This is a genomic window from Acidovorax sp. LjRoot74 (assembly GCF_964254355.1).
Taxonomy (GTDB): Bacteria; Pseudomonadota; Gammaproteobacteria; order Burkholderiales; family Burkholderiaceae_C; genus Acidovorax.
Map to the genome: position 1 here is coordinate 2,819,435 of NZ_CAXUTI020000001.1, position 17,230 is coordinate 2,836,664.

Genomic DNA, 17,230 nt, shown 5'->3' on the forward strand with positions numbered 1-17,230 from the left:
GGTTTTTATTCATATTTCAAGCCTGGACCACGCGCCGCAGCAGCCCCGACATGCTGCGCGGCCACCCCACCCGGCCGAACCAGGCGCCGCCCGCAATGGCCCAGGCGTTGATCAGCCCGTAGAGCACCAGCGCCCCGGCCTGCGCGGCAAACACCGCCTGCAGCCCGCCGCCCCAGCGCAGGGCCAGCCAGCCCCCGGCCACCGCTACGGCCAGCCGCGCGATGTTGCCGATCACCGGCCACATCAGGCGCCCTGCCCCTTGCGAGGCAAAGTACAGCACCAGGCCCAGGCCAAAAAAGCCATACACCGGGCCGACGGTGCGCAGATAGAGAGCGCCGGATTCGAGCATGGCAGGGTCGCTGTTGAACAGCCGCAGCCAGGTGGCCGGATAGGCGGCGGCCCACAGCCCGATGGCTTCGGCCATGGCAAAGGCCATGGTGGCGCCGATCCAGGTGGCGCGCAAGGCGCGTTCGCGCTGGCCTGCGCCAATGCAGGTGCCGACCATGGCGACCAGGGGAGCACCCAGCCCAAACACCAGCGGTACCAGCAGGTATTCAAGCCGCGACGCTGTGCCATAGCCCGCAATGGCCGCCGTGCCAAAGCCGCCCACCAGCGCCGTTGTCACGCCAATTGCCAGGTTGGTGGCCACGGTGGAGACGGTGCCCACCAGGCCCACACGCAAAATGTTCTTGAACAGCGTCCAACGAAAACGGATGTGCGCCAGCGACGGCCGCAGCAGGCTGCGTGGTGACCAGAGGTACGCCGCCAGCACGGCGCTGCCCACCGCGTAGTACGCCATCAGCGCAATCGCTCCGCCTGCAATGCCCAAGCCCGGCAGCGGCCCCCAGCCAAAGATGAGCAGGGGCGACAGCGGCACCAGCACGACCGCCCCCAGCACCGTCACATACGCAGGCACGGCCATGTTGCCCGTGCCGCGAATCACGGCCGAGAGGGTGTTGAACAGCCAAACCAGCACCGCGCCTGCAAACACCCAGTTGGAGTAGACCAGCGCGGCCTCCAGCGCCCCGCCCGTGCCGCCCATGTGGGTGTATAGCCAGCGCCCTCCTCCCACCACGCCCACGGTGAAGACCAGCGCAAACACTGCCGCAATCGCCAGCGCGTGCAGCACCAGTGCATCGGCATCCTCCCGCCGCCGTGCGCCCAGGGCGCGGGCGATGGCTGAGGCAATGCCGCCGCCCATGGCCCCGGCTGAGGTCATCTGCATCAGCATGACCACCGGAAACACCAGCGCCATGCCCGCCAGCGCGTCGGTGCCCAGCTGGCCCACAAAATAGGTTTCGATCAGGCCCACGCCCGCCTGGGCCAGCATGACCAGCACATTGGGCATGGCCAGGCGCAGCAAGGTGGGGGCGATGGGCGCCTCCAGCAGCATGCGCGTGCGCGGGTCCAGCGCCGGGGTTGCCGCTGCGGTGCTCATGAAGCCGCCCCAGCCACTGCGGTGGCTGCGGTTGCCGTGCCGGGCCGCCGTGGCACCACGATGCGCACGGTGGACAGCTGCAGCACATCGCCATGCTGGTTGCGAGTTTCGCTGAGCACCGTGACCATGCCCCGATCGGGTTTGGATTTGGAGGGCTGGATGTCCATGACCTCACTCACCACGTGCAGCACATCGGTGGCGCGGGTGGGACGGGGCCAGCTGATCTCGGCCCCGGCGCCGATGATGCCGCCCGCAATCGGCAGGCCCGTGGTCACCTGCAGCCGCATGGTGATGGCCGCCGTGTGCCAGCCGCTGGCAGCCAGCCCGCCGAACAGCGTGGCGCGGCCTGCGGCATCGTCCAGGTGGAAGGGCTGAGGGTCGAACTGGGCGGCAAATGCCTTGATCTGGGCCTCGTCCATCGCGTGTTCACCGCTGGTGTAGCGGTCGCCCACGGCCATGTTGTCGAGGTACAGCGGGGAGTGCTTTTCGGGCAATGCGGCGGCTGCCGCCAGGGTGGAAGTCATGGCAGGTTGCTTTCGATGTCGAAGAAAAATGCGGGGTGGGATCAGGCCGCAGCGGGGGCCGCCCGGCGCGGTGGCAGCGGCGATTCGCGGATGGGCAGGTTGACCAGCGCGGCCCCGGCGGCCAGCGCGATGTCGATGTACCAGACCCAGTCGTAGCTGCCCGTTGCCTGGAAGACGCTGCCGCCCAGGTAGGCACCCAGAAAACCGCCGATCTGGTGCGACAACATCACGATGCCAAACAGCATCGCCATGTTGGCCGTGCCAAACATCTTGGCGACCAGTCCGGCCGTGGGTGGCACCGTGGACAGGAACGTGATGCCCATGACGGCGGCAAAGATCAGCACCACGGCGGGTGTCTTGGGGGCAAACAGAAAGATCAGCACCGCCAGCCCACGCACCGCATACAGCAGCGACAACAAGGACTTCATGCGCCACCGCCCCACCGCCCAGCCCATGGCCAGGCTGCCCACAATGTTGAACAGCCCGATCACGGCCAGCGCCCAGCCGCCCACCTCGGGAGCCAGCCCGCAGGCCGCAATCACGCCCGGCAGATGGGTGGCCAGAAACGCCACGTGGAAGCCACACACCAGAAAGCCCACGGCCAGGTAGCGGTAGCTGGGGGTGGCCAGCGCCTGGGCGATGGCTTCGCGTGCAGTCAGCGCCTTCTGGCCCGATGCGGCGGCGGCCTGTGCCGCCAACGCGTTGGAGTTGCCCTTGAGCACCCACACCGCAGGCAGCGCCAGCAGCACCAGCACGCCCAGCCACTGCATGGCGTTGGCCCAGCCCACGGCGGCCGTCAGGCTGATGGCAATGGGCGCCATGACGAACTGACCAAAGGAGCCACCTGCATTGACGATGCCGCTGGCCAGGCCCCGCTTGTGCGCAGGCACCAGACGCGCCGTGGCCGCCATCAGCACCGAAGGGCCCGCCATGCCTGCCCCACCTGCTGCCAGCACGCCAATCGCAAAAATCAGCCCGGCGGTGCTGGTCATGTAGGGGGTGATGAACGTGCCCAGCGCCACCAGCAACACGCCCAGCAGAATGACGCGGCCCGTGCCGATGCGATCGGCCACCGCGCCCGCAAACGGCTGTGTCAGGCCCCACCACAGCTGGCCAAAGGCAAACGCCAGGCTGATGCTGCCAATACCCAGCGCGGTGGAGGTATTCAATGCCGAGAGGAACAGGCCCATGGTCTGGCGCGTGCCCATGGTCATCGCAAAAGTGCCTGCGGCCGCCAGCAGCACCAGCCACAAAGCGATGGAGGGTGTCGCCGATGGGGGCTTATTGGGCAAGGTTTCAATCGCCATTGCCAGCCTCCTGGTTGGGCAGCGCGGCCAGCAGGGCCAGCGAATCGTCCACCAGCGCATGCAGCGCCACCACGCGGTCCGCGCCCAGGGCGTCGTTCAGGGCCAGCTGGGCGGCCTTCCAGTGGCGCTGGGCTTCGGCACGTTTGTCGCGGCCTGTGTCGGTGATGTGCACCAGGCGGCTGCGCGCGTCGGTGCCCGCCTCCAGCGTCACCCAGCCCGCATCCACCAGCGGGCGCAGGTTGCGGGTGAGCGTGGAGGCGTCCATCTTCATCTCGGCCGCCAGATCTCCAGGGCGGATCGGGCCGAGCCGGAGCACATGGGACAACAGCGAATACTGCGTGGTCTTGAGCCCACACCGGGCCATTTCCACGTCGTAATGGTTGGCTACGCGGCGCATGAGCTGGCGCAGCTTGAAGTTGGTGCAGCCCTGCGGCAACCCCGTGGCAACGGGGGGCGAAACGGGCGCAAGGGCAGTGGTATCGGCTTGCATGGATTTAATTGTATCTGCAATAATTGCATATGCAAGTCATCAGTTTCAACCACGGCAACGACCAGGACACCCCATGACCCAACACAACCACCTCGAACACTGGCTGGCGCAGGAGCGCGACATCCTCACCACGCTGGATGCAGGCCCTGGCCCGGGCGTGGCCACGCGGGAGCAGATCGCCCACCTGAACGGGCTGCAGCAGATGCAGGCCATGCTGCGCGGCGAGCTGCCCTATGCCGCCATTGCCAAGACGCTGGACTTTCTGATTGTGGAAGTGGGCGAAGGCACAGCCATCTTCCAGGGCACGCCGCGCGCAGAGCACCTGAACCCCATGGGCACGGTGCACGGCGGCTGGTTTGCCACCCTGCTCGACTCGGCCCTGGGCTGCGCGGTGCACACCCGCATGGAGCCCGGGCGCGGCTACACGACGGCCGAGCTGGGCATCAACCTGGTCAAGGCCATCACGCCCAAGGTGCAGCGCGTGCGCGCCGAAGGCCGTGTGATCCACAGCGGACGCCAGCTGGCCACGGCCGAGGCGCGCCTGGTGGGGCCGGACGGCACGCTGTATGCCCACGCCACCACCACCTGCCTGGTTTTCGACTTGCCTGCACAATCGAAGGGATGAAATTCCTCCACACGATGCTGCGCGTTGGCAACCTTCAACGCTCGATTGATTTCTACACCAACGTTCTGGGCATGCAGCTGCTGCGCCAGTCCGAGAACCCCGAGTACAAATACTCGCTGGCCTTTCTGGGCTTCGAAGGCGGCAACCCGGGCCAGGCCGAGATCGAGCTGACCTACAACTGGGGCGTGGAAAGCTACGACATGGGCACGGCCTACGGCCACATCGCCCTGGGTGTGCCCGATGCGTATGCAGCGTGCGAGAAGATCAAGGCCTCGGGCGGCAACGTGACGCGCGAAGCCGGTCCCGTCAAAGGCGGCACCACGGTGATCGCGTTTGTGACGGACCCGGACGGCTACAAGATCGAACTGATCCAGCGCGCCGAGGGCGTGGGCGGCCAGGGCCTGCGTTGATGATATTGCTATTAAAAATGTAGCTGCTTTGGCATGATAGGCGTGCGCAGACGGCATTTTTGACCATAAAAAAACCCGGCCTGGCCGGGTTTTTTTATGGTGTGCAGAGTGCCGCGATCACTGCGCGCCCAGGGCTACTTCCACACGGCGGGCTTCGGCGTTGCTGCCGCTGGCCGTGGTTTCTTCGGGCTTCTTCAGCTCGATCTTGTCTTCGGCCACGCCAAGGGCCTTGAGGGCATCGCGCACGGCAAAGGCGCGCTGCTTGGCCAGCTCGGCGTTCAGGGCGGCATCGCCCGTGGCGTCGTGAAAGCCAGAGACCACGGCCTTCTTGCCTTCGGCCACACCCTTGACCACATCGGCCAGGGCTTCGTTGGCGCCTGCAGCCAGGTCGGCCTTGGCAGTGGCAAAGTAGAACTTCACCACGCCGTTTTCGACCCGCACGCTGGCTTCGTCAGCCACTGCAACCACGGCTGCAGCAGCTGGCGCGCTGTTTGCAACTGCGGTAGCGGCAGGCTTGGCCGCGCCCGAAGCGCCGACGCGTTTCACCACCACGGTGCCCACCACCGCCGAAATCACGAGCGCGATCAGCGCAAACAGGAAACCAAGGGCAAAACGTTGTTGGCTATCGTCGTCAGAGCTAGACATTGAAAATCCCCAGAGTGATGGTTAATAGAAGAGAAAAACGTGCGGTGCCAACGCCCAACGCCACGGTGTTGGCGCCGCCCCGGCATGCTGAACAAAGCTTTCGATTGTAGAGTGCTCCCATGACGAATTTCCCCGCGCCCCTTCGCGATCCGGCCCCCATGCTGGAGCGCGCCCTGGATGAATGGGGCGGCCACCAGGACCTGTGGATCTTTGGCTACGGCTCGCTCATCTGGCGCCCGGATTTTGACTACGCCGAGCGCCGTCCGGCCAAGGTGCATGGCTGGCACCGGGCCCTGAAGATGTGGAGCCGCATCAACCGCGGCACGCCCGAATGCCCGGGCCTGGTGTTTGGCATGCTCTCGGGCGGCAGTTGCCGGGGCATGGTGTTCCGGGTGGACAAGGCGCACGCCCGGCAGGTCATGATCAACCTGTGGCAACGCGAGATGCCCACCGGCGTGTATGACCCTCGCTGGCTTGCCTGCCAGACGCCCCATGGCTCGGTGAGTGCACTGGCCTTCACCCTCTCCCGCAAAAGCCCTAACCACACGGGCGAGCTGCCCGACCACGAGTACCGCCGCATTTTTGACGAAGCCTGCGGCCGCTATGGCACCACGCGGGACTACGCCCAGGCCACCTACGACGAGCTGCGGCGGCACGGCATCCACGACCGGGCCCTGGCCCGATTGATTGCGCTGGCCCAAAAAGAGGCATAGTGCACACTTTTGCTGGACGCGCATGCTGCGGTTGGCGAGACTGTGCCTTGGGGCCGGGTTCAATACCGCGTTCTTTTACCTATCCGCAGGAGTTGGAACCATGAAGAAGATTCGTTTTGCATATGCCCTTTCGACCATTGCTGTGCTTGCCATGGCAGGTTGCGCAGCCTATTCGTCGGGCCCCAGTGCCACCGCCAAGCTGGAACCCACGCGCGGCAACACGGCGACAGGCACGGTTTCTTTTGTGCAGTCGGGCGACGTGGTGAAGGTGTCGGGCTCCATCAGCGGCCTCAAGCCCAGTGCCGAGCACGGCTTTCATGTGCACGAAAAAGGCGACTGCAGCAGCGGCGACGGCATGAGCACTGGTGGCCACTTCAACCCAGGTGGCAAGGCCCACGGCCACCACGGCATGGGTGATCACCACACGGGCGACCTGCCCAGCCTGAAGGCCGATGCCAACGGCGTGGCCACGTTCAATTTTGAATCGCGCACGATCCGCGTGGGCAGCACGGCCAATGACATCGTAGGCAAGGGCCTGATCGTCCACCGCGACCCCGACGACTACAAGACCCAGCCCACCGGCAATGCCGGGCCCCGCCTGGCCTGTGCGGTCATCGCTGCCAAATAAACCGCTGGCCTTGTGCCCGGCGGCAGCCTCTGGCCCCGGCACCGCAACACTGGCTCCAAGCCGCTGCCCACCGCAGCGGCTTTTTTTCGCGCCATAGCCTCGCAAACGGTCAGCGCACACGTTGGCTCAAACGTTGCTCTCGGTACAGGAGAAAACCATGAGAAAAAGCCGACTGATGGGAATCGCCATTTGCGCTGTTGTGATGTCCGCAGCCCAAGCCCAAGTGCATCGCTGCACCAACACAGCAGGCCAAAGCATCTACACCGATGCGCCGTGCGCTGAAGGGCAAACCAGCAAACTGATCGAGCGCCAAAAAAGCGCGGCAGAGATTGCCCAGGACCGCGCCAACGCTGATGCCGCGACCGACAGAAAGTACCGGGCCCAAGCCGCCGAGCGCGTCCAGCAAGACGCACCGCTCCCCTCCCCCCGCCAAACCAGCGCCCAGACACCCCTTGCCGCCACTCCGGCCTGCAAAAATGCGCAGAAAGAAGTGGAGTTCGTCTCCAGCATTCGAACCCTGCCGCCCGATGAAAAGCGCGTGCGCACCAATGCCGCCATTACCAATGTGAACGCCACCTGTGGCACCAACACACCGCTCATGCAAGAGCCGCCCAAGGTGATCGTGAAAGCCAACCCGGTCATTACCCACTGCGACAGCGGGTTCTGCTACGACGATGCTGGTGCCGTTTACAAAAAGACCAATGCAGACGCCATCACTGCTGCCGACGGTCGCACGTGTACCAAGTCTGCGGGTAAATCCACCGCAAGCTGGCACTGCTCCTGAGTCCGCGACGCAGACCGACAGGGTCCGCGAATCGCACCCCGCCGGGGCTGCATTGAACACATCAGCCGAGGACTTCTTCGGCTGATATGCGCTCCAGATCAGCGACCGCCAGCGTCTCGGTGCACCTGAGTTTTCGCCAACAACGCCTCAGCCCGTTGCAGCGCCTGCACGGTGTCAATGTCCGACACCACACCCTCGTCCTGCACCGGCACAGCCAGCCCACGCCCCAACTGCTCCCAGTGCCGGACCACCGGCGCGGCACCCTTCTCGCCAGACAAGGCCAGCAAACCCTCCAGGCAATCCCGCCCAAACGCCACCGGGTGCCCCCGCTCTCCCGCAAACTCCGGCCATGCCACCACGGCCCGCTGATCCAAAAGCACCTGCGCCACGGCCCGCAACGTGGCGGGCTGCACCAGCGGCAAATCGCCAGGCAACACCAGCCAGCCCGCAGCGCTCACAGTTTGCCGCACAGCGGCTGCAATCGAATCGCCCATACCGGGGTGTCCGGCATCCTCCACATGCCAGGGCAAGCCACTGGCGCGCACGGCATCCAAAGTGTGCTGCAGCACAGGTTTGCCCGCCAGCAAGGCCTGCAGTTTGTGAACGCTGCCGCCCGATGCTTTGAAACGCTCGCCACGGCCCGAGGCGAGGACGAGGACGGTGGGTGGGGTGAGAGGGAGAGGCATGGAGTGGATGCGGGGATGCTTGGTTTGGGGGCAAGTCAGATCATGGCATCGCTGCGCAGCAACGTCTGGACCGTGACCGGCAAGCTCGCTCGCGACCAGCCCGACATCTTTGCTCCTGGAGGGCAACTGCACCACTTGCAGGATGCGATTGTGGAAACCATGAAAGAGGCGATGACGCGGGTACCTGCGAAATAAGGTGTTATCGAAATTAGAGGCGATTGCTAGAGAAAAATAGGTATCGCTTACGAATCTGCGGGCTGTGACTCGGACTTTTACTCGACCACCATTGGCAGGCAGTTTTTGACCCGAAGCGGTCTGTTTGACAAGCAATAGGGTTCGGCGATTGGCTGCCCTTCGGTTAAAGTCCTCGCCCTCCGGGTGATTTTTGCCCGTATCGCGCACTTCGCAACCCAAGGGGCATTGGCTCCCCGGTGCGGGGCTTGAAAAAAAAATCTGCTACCTGGGGTGGTACGTCGGCTGATGCGGCCGTGCAAACCACAACTCGCGGAGCCAGGAAAAATATGCTGTTAACCGATATAACCGTCGAGCACTCTTTGGTGTCCAAAAAAGATGGCGTTCGTCAGACTATCTTGTTGCATCCTTTTACCGATACACAGCGCGATTCACTGGGCAAATTCGAGCTCGTTCGCGACGTCAGCCAGCCCGGACTCAAAGACGTAAAACGCTCCACCTTCGTATCGTTTCACCAATTGGCGGAGCTGTATGCAAAAGGCCTGCTCGAGGAATTCGGGTTTTCCGTTCGCATGTGTCCGGGTAAAGGCACCTACCCTGCCAAGCTTCCAGTTAAAAAGATACTGCCCACCAGCATCAAGCCAGGCTCTTCGTTCGATCTGGCAGTGCAAAAGGTGGATATTTCCAAACCGGCCACGCGCGAATTAAAAACGGCCTTGCTTCGTACCAACGTCAAAATTTAAAAGTACCGACGCTGACTGATATGGGAGCCACTGTGAGTCCACCCACTGCGCATGCTGAACTGATTGCCACATTCAAGCGGGCCGAAGCAGATGCCGATCATAAGTTCGGGCTGATCAAAGCTGCGGCAAATAAAGGCCCCAAGGCAATCCAAGCCGCCACCGAAACAGCTGCAAAGGCTGCAAAACGCAGGGACTCGTATGCTCAAAAGCTGGGCATTCTTGGGGTGGATCTCAAAGATTGAGCGCCGCCAAGCATACGGCGTGACACCTGCCATTGGCGATGGCCCATAACGGGCGCTGATCATCAAAAAAACTCTGGAATCTAAAAAAATCGATAGTGCGCCGATTTTCTTGATGCCCACACGCAGCAGTGGAAGCATTTTCTGTTTTCAGATTGCGAAAGTGCGGAAAGAGATGGGAAGCTGCTTTAGGCTGGTTGCGGATATGCGGGACGCGTCCGCGAATGAGTACTATCGGCCAGGAATGGTCGGTTGCAGCAAGGAGAAGCGGACGTTCAAAGTTGGAGTTACTGCCGCCCACGAAGCGTGTCGGCGTTAAACGAATTGTTGAGACGCATACCCACTTACCACTAGCCCTGCTGAGGTGATCTGGTACGGGTACTGCCCCAGCGAATCAATTTCCGCCTGGACTCTACCTATATCTTGGGACTCATAACGATGCTGAGGTTGCGCTTGGGGCCACCTCGTTGTCTTTTCGGGGATGAGCAGCCACTCAATCTCTGAGTATTGAAATGGGCCGCCCTGAACTGCACCACAATCACCGACACCTAGCTCGGTGAGGCAATCTAGTGCGGGAAGAAAGCCATCTCTGGAAATCTCCCACTCCAGCAATTTCCATGTGCAAAAGCTAGCCGCCCCTACTTGTGCCAAGTGGGCAAAGAGCTTCTTCCATTTGGCGTTGGACATTAGCCCAATCATTTCTCTCATTGCTCTGCCTAGCTGAACCCAAACACAATTTATCTCGCAAGACCTGCGGGACAAGCTGAACGATAGGGGCTACTTTGGGACACTGATTGCTCCTGAAAACGGCTTGGAGCCCAGATTTGTAAGCAGCTGGGCTGCCACCGCATTCCAGACAAACATTCCGGCCCCTCCGAAAAGTTCACGGAGGCAAACTATAGCCTGCGAACTTGCAAAGCCAGGGCTCTCGATAGTCACGTTTTCCGCTGCAAGCAGGTGGATACGAATCAATGACTGCTCTGGGAAACGGTGCCCACTTTCGGCTCTGGGCCCAAAACAGACCCTCAGGTTGTGTCCTGTTGATTTAGCACTTTCTCAAGAAGTGGGGCAATCGCATCACCCCACCACTCGGTTGCGGAAACGCGCCCACCGAATCTTTCTAAATCGCGAAGAAGCGTAAGCAACGCGTCAATTTTGCGCGCCTCCCACTCTGGCCCCATCCGATAGTCGAGGATTAGCGCGTCACTTAAGATTAAAACGCCTAAATCAGGAAGCGTGCTACCAGCACAGGTGATGTTGGCGAGAACCAAGTGCAATGGCTCCGCAACTCCCGCAGTAACAAGCTCCGCGTCCCTGGGGCCCTCAAAACTCCGGCTCCCGCTGGAATCTTTCAGCCACAAGCGTGCCCCACCAGCGGAAATATCCTGCGCGCCGTTTGCGAAAAGAAGGTTGAGTCCGGCGACCACGCCCTCGCCGCTTGCGAACTGCACCGCAATTTCCGGGAGGGAACCATCGTCACGATTGAAGTAGTTAGCTAGCTCCATCACCCCGCTCAGTTGAATGGCCGCACTTGGCCGATAGTACGCGTTCAACGACGCGGAGCGGATGACAGCAATCGCCGCGTTGAAGCAACCTCTCCATCACATTCACCACCGTTTGAAGTAGACCAAAAGCCGCTCGCGAAACACAGCCCCAGGGACCCTCAGCATGAATCAGCGCGCCGTGTGCATCAGCGGTCTCGGGCGGTCTGTCGGGTTGCAAATACTCGCAATAGCTACGGCTATTGCTGCGTTTTGCGCCTTGCAGCCCCTCCCGATCCGCAGCGCACACTTACCGCTTGATTCGTGCAGAGGATCCCTGGCAATGCCCCGCACGCCGAACTGGCGCAACCGAATGAGCCACAAAAAAGCGCCGAGCTTTTTCAAACCCGGCGCTCCCATTCCATCCAACCCGCTCAAGCCAACTTGAACGGCAACTCCCTAGGCGTCTTCCCCGTCAAGCGCGCCACCGCATTCGCAAACGCAGGTGCCAGCGGCGGCAACCCCGGTTCACCCATCCCCGTAGGTGGCTCCGCACTCGGCACGATGTGTACGGCCACCTGGGGCATGTCGGTGATGCGAGGCACGGCGAAGTCGCCGAAGTTGCTTTGCTCCACCACGCCGTCCTTCAAGGTGATGGCGGCGCCGGGCAGGCACATCGACAGGCCCATCAGCGCTCCGCCCTGCACCTGGGCTTCCACGCTTTTCGGGTTGACCACCAGGTTGCAGTGCACGCCTGCGGTGATGCTGTGCAGCTTGGGCGTGCCGTCTTTGACCGACGCCTCAACCACATAGGCCACGACCGACTGGAACGACTCGTGCACCGCCACGCCCCAGGCGCAGCCGGGGGCGAGCTTCTTTTTGCCGTAGCCCGATTGCGCCACGGCCAGCTGCAGCGCCGCCTTGTGGCGCGGGTGCTTGTCGCCCATCAGGGCCAGGCGGTAGGCCACGGGGTCTTGCTTCGTGGCGCGGGCCACTTCGTCGATCAGGGTCTCCATGGCATAGGCCGTGTGGGTGGAGCCCACGCTGCGCCACCACAGCACGGGCACATTCACATCGGGGTGGTGCACCGACAGCTTCATGGGCACGTCATAGGGCTCCTTCATGCCCTCGATGGCCGTGGCGTCGATGCCGTTCTTGACCATGAAGGCCTCGAACGGCGAGCCCTTGACGATGGACTGGCCGACGATGGTGTGGTCCCACGCCAGGATTTTGCCCTGCGCATCAAACCCGATCTCGGCGCGGTGCACGTGCATGGGGCGGTAGTAGCCGCCCTTGATGTCGTCTTCCCGGCTCCACAGGGTGCGCACCGGGGCGGTGATGCCTGCTGTGCGCGCGGCCTTGGCTACGCCGCAGGCCTCCACCACGTAGTCGCTGGTGGGGATGGCCCGGCGACCAAAACCGCCACCGGCCATCTGGGTGTGGACCTTGACGTTCTGCGGCTGCAGGCCCAGCGTCTTGGCTGCGGCCATGGCGTCCAGGCCGGGCATTTGGGTGCCCATCCAGAGTTCAGCTTTGTCGCCGTCCAGCTTCACGGTGCAGTTGAGCGGCTCCATGGGTGCATGCGCCAGGTACGGGAAGACGAACTCGGCGCTGATCTTGTGTGCCGCGCCGGCCAGCGGCGCCATGTCGGCCTGCATGGCCACATTGCCCGGCTTGGCAGCGAATTCGCGGTACTGCATCAGCAGTTGGGCAGTGTCGGGCTTGGTGACGGCGCTGGTGTCCCATTCCACCTTGAGAGCGTCGCGCCCCTGCTTGGCAGGCCAGTAGCCGTCGGCCACGATGGCAATGCCTTCGCCGCCCCGGTCGGTGGGCACGCGCAGCACGGCCTTGACGCCCTTGATGGCTTTGGCGGCGCTGTCGTCCAGCGACTTCACCTTGCCGCCAAACACGGGCGGGCGGGCCACCACGGCCGTGAGCATGCCGGGCAGGCGCACGTCGATGCCGTAGTCCTGTTGGCCGCTCGACTTGGCCTTGGCATCCAGCCGCCCGGTGGGCTTGCCGATGATGCGGAACTGCTTGGGGTCCTTGAGCGTGACCTTTTCAGGCACGGGCTGCTTCATGGCGGCTTCGGCCAGTTGGCCGTAGCCCAGCTTCTTGCCGCCGGGGCCGACCACAAAGCCGTTGCTGGTGCGCAGGGCCGACGCGTCCACACTCCACTGCGCAGCGGCAGCCCCGACCAGCATGGCCCGGGTGCGCGCGCCCAGCTCGCGGTACTGGGTGTACGAGTTCTTGATGGAGTTGGAGCCCCCGGTGAGGTGCATGCCAAACGCAGGGTCGGCATAGGCCGGGTTGGCGTCGCCGTGCACGCTGCGCACCTTGCTCCAGTCGGCATCCAGCTCCTCGGCCAGGATCATGGGCAGGCCGGTTTGCACGCCCTGGCCAAAGTCCAGGCGGTTGATGGTGACGGTGACGGTGCCATCGGCATCGATGCGCACAAAGGCCGAGGGCTGCTCATGCGGCTTGAGGCCTGCGGGCCCCGCAGCCGCCGCGCCCTGTGCAGCGGACACCAGTGGAAACGCGCCCAGAGCAAAGCCCGAGGCCGCAGTCACCTTCAGAAAGGTGCGGCGCGCCACACCGTCGGTTGCGTCCGATGCTATTGAATCAGTAGCTGCTTGCGCCTTATCCATCAGCGCAAGGAGGTTTTTTGGCATGTGGCTGCGGGCGGCTGCCACGGCAGAAGGGTCGAAATGCATGGTGTTCTCCTTCGGTCGGTGGTGTCGGTCAGGCCAGCGCCTTGGCGGCGTCGTGGATGGCCGCGCGAATGCGCACATAGGTGCCACAGCGGCAGACGTTGCCCGCCATGGCGGCGTCGATGTCGGCGTCGGTGGGCTTCTTCTTGCCCTTGAGCAGCGCGGTCGCGCTCATGATCTGGCCGCTTTGGCAATAGCCGCACTGGGCCACGTCGTGCTTGACCCAGGCCGCGTGCACGGCCTTGCCCACCTTGTCGCTGGCCGTGACGGCCTCGATGGTGGTGATCTTCTGCCCTGCGGCCGCCGAGATCGGCGTGATGCACGAGCGGATGGGCGCGCCGTTCAGGTGCACCGTGCAGGCGCCGCACAAGGCCTGGCCGCAGCCAAACTTGGTACCGGTCATGCCCAGCGTGTCACGCAGGGCCCAGAGGATGGGCGTGGATTCGTCGGCATCGACGGGGGTGTCTTTGCCGTTGACGTTCAAAGTAGGCATCGTGGGACTCCTTGGTGTGAAGGACAGCGCTCAAAAGCACAGCGCAAGCTGGTACGGCGTTGACGTGGTTTTTCGCCGTGTTGTTGTTTTGGAGAATATTTATTCGATTAAAACCGAAATCGAGAATTCGTGCTGACCCTAGCTTCTCAGGCCTTAATCGCGTCCCAGCACAGCCCAAAGGCCATCTGGTGCACGGCCTCTTCATCGGGCAGCACCTGGGTGCGGATCAGGTTGCCCGTCTCGCGCACCGAGCCCACCAGGCTGGCCGTGAGCAGCGGGATGGGGACCGCCTTCAAGATTTCCTGCTGCTGGCCCTCTTCCATCAGCGCAAAAAAGCCCGCCATCAGCCGGGTAGAAAACTCGCGGTTGCCCTCGGTGAACCAGGGCGAGTTGTAGTACTGTTCCTGGAACACCACCTCTGCATACTGGTCCAGTCGGTGGCGCAGCAGGTTGCCCCAGATGCGCCGCACCCGCCCCCGGTACGGCGTGCCGGGCACCACACCTTCCATGATGCGGGCGGCGGTCACGGTCTTGGCGTCCTGGTAGAGCTGGCTGATGAGTTCGTCCTTGGACGGGTAGTACACATACAGCGTGCTTGTGGCGAGTCCCGCGTTGCGGGCGATTTCGGCCATGGTCAGGCCGCTCAGGCCTGTCTGGGCCACCAGCTCGAAGGTGGCCTGGGCTATGGCGCGCTGTTTTTCGTCGTCTTTGGGTTTCATCGCTGCGCCAATATAAGCGAATAAGCATTCGACAACAACCACGCCTTTCATGGAGCAGCTTGCCGCGCGACCGGGCTGCAAATCCCGGGGTGCACAATCGTGGCCATGACCACGAACTCCATCGCCGACCTCCGCAAAAGCTACGAGCGCGCCGAACTCAACGAAGACGCCTCGCACGCTGCCCCCCTGCAGCAGTTTGACCAGTGGCTCAAAGAAGCCATTAGCGCCGAAGTACCCGAGCCCAACGCCATGACGCTGGCCACCGTGGGCAGCGACCTGCGCCCCAGCACGCGCATCGTGCTCATCAAGGGATACGACGAGCGCGGCATTGTCTGGTTTACCAACTACGACAGCCGCAAGGGCCGCCAACTGGCGGGCAACCCTTTTGCCGCCCTTCAGTTCCACTGGGTGGAGCTGGAACGGGTGGTGCGCATCGAAGGCACGGTGGAGAAGGTCAGCGATGAAGAAAGCGACGAGTACTTCCACAGTCGCCCGCTCGACTCCCGCATCGGCGCCTGGGCCAGCCCGCAAAGCCAGGTGATTTCAGGCCGTGGTGTGCTGGTGGCCAACGCGGCCAAATACGGCGCGCAGTTTATGCTCAAGCCACCCCGCCCGCCGCACTGGGGCGGCTACCGCCTCAAGCCCGATCTGTGGGAGTTCTGGCAGGGGCGCAAGAGCCGGTTGCATGACCGGCTGCGCTACCGGCTGGACGCGGGCGAATGGGTGCGTGAGCGGCTGGCGCCCTGAACACCGCTGCCCGCCGTATGTGGGCCTCAGCGGCAAGCCACCCAATAGATCCATGCCCGAAGTCGTTTATCTCCGTCTCGACACGGAGTCTGAGCTGCCCCAGCTTTCTCTGGGGAGCTTTCGTGCCCTCGTCATGATCGAGTCGGACGTGTCGGCGCTCTGGCAGAACACGGTGAGCGACTGGCTGGTACGCTCAGGCTGTTTGCAAATGATGGCCTGGGGCATTGGCTGCAGCTCCTGGGACGACTCTGTGGACTGGGCAAACATCGAGCATTTTGCTGATGGAGATATACCGGAGGAAAGCTTTGTCCTGACCTCATGGCATGAGAACCAGTCGCTGCGGGAGGTCATGCATTTCTGCAAGCACTTCGCAGACCATCCGTTTGCAGAGCTACGCTCAACGCTGCTTTTGCATATCGCGCATGAGCCGCGCGAAGAAGAAATTTGCAGCTTGTACCGAGAAGCGTAGGCGATCAAACATGCTGCCGAACAGTTGACTTGCGCACTGCTGCGATGGTCACCCCACCACCCACCGCGTCACCGCCAATATCACCACCGGCATCGTCACCAGCCCCAGCGCGGTAGACACGGCCACGCTCGCCGTCACCTCTTCCTCTGCCACGCGGTAGCGCTGCGAAAACAAGAACACGTTGGCCCCCACGGGCAGCGAGGCGGCCACGATCATCACCGCCAGCGGCATGCCCGACAGGCCCAGCGCCCAGCCCAGGGCCGCCAGCACCAGCGGGTGCACCACACATTTGACGAGCGCAATGCGCATTGCCGCCTTGAACTGGTGGCCGACCTTGGTGAACGCCAGCGTCACCCCCACCAGCAGCAGCGCGATGGGCCCCAGCGCCTGGCCCAGCAGCTGCAGGGGCTTGCCCACCACCTCGGGCACCACCAGGCCGGTCTGCGCAAACAGCAGGCCCGCAATGATGGGCAGTGGCACCGGGTGCACGATGCCATTGCGCATGGCCTGCAGCACGGTGCGCCATAGGGGTTGCTGGGTACCGCCTGCCTGCCCCGCATGTTCGCGCGCGGCGGCCAGCTCGAACACCACCGTGGCGGCGGTGAGCAGGATGAGCGAGTGCACCGAGATCAAGGTGAACAGCGTGACCAGCCCTGCATCGCCAAACACCAGGCCCACCAGGGGCACACCGATCATCAGCGTGTTGCTGAAGGTATTGGCCAGCGCCCGCGCAGCGCCCAGGGTGTTGAAGCCCTGCAGTGCCAGCGTCGCTGCATACACCACGCCAAACGTCACAAAGTAGATGCCTACGGGGCCAAAGTTCAGCTCCTGGATGTGCACCGTGCTCATGGTGCGGAACAGCAGCGCGGGCGTGAGCACCATGAACACCAGGTTGGCCAGGTCCTTGACCGACGCCGCGCGGATCCAGCCGCGCCGTCCCACATAAAAGCCGATGGCGATGAACAGGATGACGGGGATCAGCGAGGTGAAAACGGGCGAGTTCAAGGCGGTAGCCGGCGCGCGAACGCGGCAAGAAGGGGCAAGTGGGAGGGGGCAAATAGCCCGTAGCAGGGCCCTATTGTGGCTTGGGCGGCGGCCTCACGCGCGTCTATGCACTATGAATTCAATAGCTACTAGTGCTTGCACAGGAGGCGCAGGAGGCCATTTTGATGCAAGAAAATCCGGC

At 63.3% G+C, this 17,230-nt stretch carries 21 protein-coding genes; 10 read left to right on the forward strand and 11 right to left on the reverse strand.

Going from position 1 to position 17,230, the window contains the following annotated elements; all coding sequences use genetic code 11:
- Nucleotides 1-16 precede the first annotated feature (16 nt).
- From ACSQ3O_RS13255 to ACSQ3O_RS13270, 4 genes are read right to left on the reverse strand one after another with little or no spacing between them, the layout of a single operon-like run.
- Nucleotides 17-1,438, reverse strand: coding sequence for an MATE family efflux transporter (locus tag ACSQ3O_RS13255; RefSeq protein ID WP_436139210.1), 1,422 nt, complete (start codon nucleotides 1,436-1,438; stop codon nucleotides 17-19).
- A complete protein-coding gene (locus ACSQ3O_RS13260) occupies nucleotides 1,435-1,962 on the reverse strand; it encodes a MaoC family dehydratase (protein ID WP_137745454.1) in 528 nt (175 codons plus the stop codon). Before ACSQ3O_RS13260 ends, ACSQ3O_RS13255 begins: the two co-directional genes overlap by 4 nt.
- Nucleotides 1,963-2,003: 41 nt before the next feature.
- The gene (locus ACSQ3O_RS13265; RefSeq protein ID WP_436139211.1) at nucleotides 2,004-3,269 is read right to left on the reverse strand and encodes an MFS transporter; all 1,266 of its coding nucleotides are present in this window, start codon (nucleotides 3,267-3,269) and stop codon (nucleotides 2,004-2,006) included.
- Nucleotides 3,259-3,759: a MarR family winged helix-turn-helix transcriptional regulator gene (locus ACSQ3O_RS13270; protein ID WP_436139212.1), complete on the reverse strand. Its 501-nt coding sequence runs from the start codon at nucleotides 3,757-3,759 to the stop codon at nucleotides 3,259-3,261. The genes ACSQ3O_RS13265 and ACSQ3O_RS13270 overlap by 11 nt, the downstream gene beginning before the upstream one ends.
- A 73-nt stretch (nucleotides 3,760-3,832) precedes the next feature.
- Here ACSQ3O_RS13270 and ACSQ3O_RS13275 point away from each other — a divergent pair, with 73 nt between their 5' ends.
- On the forward strand, nucleotides 3,833-4,384 hold the full coding sequence (locus tag ACSQ3O_RS13275; RefSeq protein ID WP_436139213.1) for a PaaI family thioesterase: 552 nt from the start codon (nucleotides 3,833-3,835) through the stop codon (nucleotides 4,382-4,384).
- Nucleotides 4,381-4,794, forward strand: a complete 414-nt coding sequence (gloA, locus tag ACSQ3O_RS13280) for a lactoylglutathione lyase (RefSeq protein WP_436139214.1) — start codon at nucleotides 4,381-4,383, stop codon at nucleotides 4,792-4,794. Before ACSQ3O_RS13275 ends, gloA begins: the two co-directional genes overlap by 4 nt.
- Nucleotides 4,795-4,911: 117 nt before the next feature.
- On the opposite strand, the gene ACSQ3O_RS13285 is transcribed toward gloA, so the two are convergent.
- A complete protein-coding gene (locus tag ACSQ3O_RS13285; RefSeq protein ID WP_436139215.1) occupies nucleotides 4,912-5,439 on the reverse strand; it encodes an OmpA family protein in 528 nt (175 codons plus the stop codon).
- A gap of 119 nt (nucleotides 5,440-5,558) precedes the next feature.
- On the opposite strand from ACSQ3O_RS13285, the gene ACSQ3O_RS13290 reads away from it, so the two are divergent.
- The 3 genes from ACSQ3O_RS13290 to ACSQ3O_RS13300 all read left to right on the forward strand — a co-directional run bounded on the left by ACSQ3O_RS13290 (nucleotide 5,559) and on the right by ACSQ3O_RS13300 (nucleotide 7,564).
- Nucleotides 5,559-6,152 (forward strand): gamma-glutamylcyclotransferase, encoded by a 594-nt coding sequence (locus ACSQ3O_RS13290; protein WP_436139216.1) that lies wholly within the window; start codon nucleotides 5,559-5,561, stop codon nucleotides 6,150-6,152.
- A gap of 100 nt (nucleotides 6,153-6,252) precedes the next feature.
- Nucleotides 6,253-6,780, forward strand: coding sequence for a superoxide dismutase family protein (locus tag ACSQ3O_RS13295; protein ID WP_436139217.1), 528 nt, complete (start codon nucleotides 6,253-6,255; stop codon nucleotides 6,778-6,780).
- A 121-nt stretch (nucleotides 6,781-6,901) separates the two neighbouring features.
- On the forward strand, nucleotides 6,902-7,564 hold the full coding sequence (locus ACSQ3O_RS13300; protein WP_436139218.1) for a DUF4124 domain-containing protein: 663 nt from the start codon (nucleotides 6,902-6,904) through the stop codon (nucleotides 7,562-7,564).
- Between the two features lie 98 nt (nucleotides 7,565-7,662).
- On the opposite strand, the gene ACSQ3O_RS13305 is transcribed toward ACSQ3O_RS13300, so the two are convergent.
- Nucleotides 7,663-8,250, reverse strand: coding sequence for a nucleotidyltransferase family protein (locus ACSQ3O_RS13305; RefSeq protein WP_436139219.1), 588 nt, complete (start codon nucleotides 8,248-8,250; stop codon nucleotides 7,663-7,665).
- 42 nt (nucleotides 8,251-8,292) lie between these two features.
- On the opposite strand from ACSQ3O_RS13305, the gene ACSQ3O_RS13310 reads away from it, so the two are divergent.
- From ACSQ3O_RS13310 to ACSQ3O_RS13320, 3 genes are all read left to right on the forward strand, one after another.
- Nucleotides 8,293-8,445, forward strand: a complete 153-nt coding sequence (locus tag ACSQ3O_RS13310; RefSeq protein ID WP_436139220.1) for a hypothetical protein — start codon at nucleotides 8,293-8,295, stop codon at nucleotides 8,443-8,445.
- 245 nt (nucleotides 8,446-8,690) lie between these two features.
- Nucleotides 8,691-9,185: a hypothetical protein gene (locus ACSQ3O_RS13315; RefSeq protein ID WP_436139221.1), complete on the forward strand. Its 495-nt coding sequence runs from the start codon at nucleotides 8,691-8,693 to the stop codon at nucleotides 9,183-9,185.
- A gap of 32 nt (nucleotides 9,186-9,217) precedes the next feature.
- Nucleotides 9,218-9,427 (forward strand): hypothetical protein, encoded by a 210-nt coding sequence (locus tag ACSQ3O_RS13320; protein ID WP_137745464.1) that lies wholly within the window; start codon nucleotides 9,218-9,220, stop codon nucleotides 9,425-9,427.
- A 1,022-nt stretch (nucleotides 9,428-10,449) separates the two neighbouring features.
- On the opposite strand, the gene ACSQ3O_RS13325 is transcribed toward ACSQ3O_RS13320, so the two are convergent.
- The 4 genes from ACSQ3O_RS13325 to ACSQ3O_RS13340 all read right to left on the reverse strand — a co-directional run bounded on the left by ACSQ3O_RS13325 (nucleotide 10,450) and on the right by ACSQ3O_RS13340 (nucleotide 14,828).
- On the reverse strand, nucleotides 10,450-10,929 hold the full coding sequence (locus ACSQ3O_RS13325; protein WP_436139222.1) for a hypothetical protein: 480 nt from the start codon (nucleotides 10,927-10,929) through the stop codon (nucleotides 10,450-10,452).
- A 410-nt stretch (nucleotides 10,930-11,339) separates the two neighbouring features.
- Nucleotides 11,340-13,619 carry a molybdopterin cofactor-binding domain-containing protein gene (locus ACSQ3O_RS13330; protein WP_436139223.1) on the reverse strand — a complete coding sequence of 760 codons (2,280 nt, stop codon included), beginning with the start codon at nucleotides 13,617-13,619 and terminating at the stop codon, nucleotides 11,340-11,342.
- 28 nt (nucleotides 13,620-13,647) lie between these two features.
- Nucleotides 13,648-14,109 (reverse strand): (2Fe-2S)-binding protein, encoded by a 462-nt coding sequence (locus tag ACSQ3O_RS13335; RefSeq protein WP_137745468.1) that lies wholly within the window; start codon nucleotides 14,107-14,109, stop codon nucleotides 13,648-13,650.
- Between the two features lie 146 nt (nucleotides 14,110-14,255).
- Nucleotides 14,256-14,828 carry a TetR/AcrR family transcriptional regulator gene (locus tag ACSQ3O_RS13340; protein ID WP_137745469.1) on the reverse strand — a complete coding sequence of 191 codons (573 nt, stop codon included), beginning with the start codon at nucleotides 14,826-14,828 and terminating at the stop codon, nucleotides 14,256-14,258.
- Between the two features lie 105 nt (nucleotides 14,829-14,933).
- Here ACSQ3O_RS13340 and pdxH point away from each other — a divergent pair, with 105 nt between their 5' ends.
- Together pdxH and ACSQ3O_RS13350 are read left to right on the forward strand one after the other, a co-directional pair.
- Nucleotides 14,934-15,575 carry a pyridoxamine 5'-phosphate oxidase gene (gene pdxH, locus ACSQ3O_RS13345; protein WP_436139224.1) on the forward strand — a complete coding sequence of 214 codons (642 nt, stop codon included), beginning with the start codon at nucleotides 14,934-14,936 and terminating at the stop codon, nucleotides 15,573-15,575.
- A gap of 52 nt (nucleotides 15,576-15,627) precedes the next feature.
- Nucleotides 15,628-16,044 (forward strand): DUF7684 family protein, encoded by a 417-nt coding sequence (locus ACSQ3O_RS13350; RefSeq protein WP_436139225.1) that lies wholly within the window; start codon nucleotides 15,628-15,630, stop codon nucleotides 16,042-16,044.
- Nucleotides 16,045-16,092: 48 nt separating this feature from the next.
- Here the strand turns inward: ACSQ3O_RS13350 and ACSQ3O_RS13355 are convergent, their stop codons facing one another.
- Nucleotides 16,093-17,049 carry an AEC family transporter gene (locus ACSQ3O_RS13355; protein WP_436139226.1) on the reverse strand — a complete coding sequence of 319 codons (957 nt, stop codon included), beginning with the start codon at nucleotides 17,047-17,049 and terminating at the stop codon, nucleotides 16,093-16,095.
- Nucleotides 17,050-17,230 lie beyond the last annotated feature (181 nt).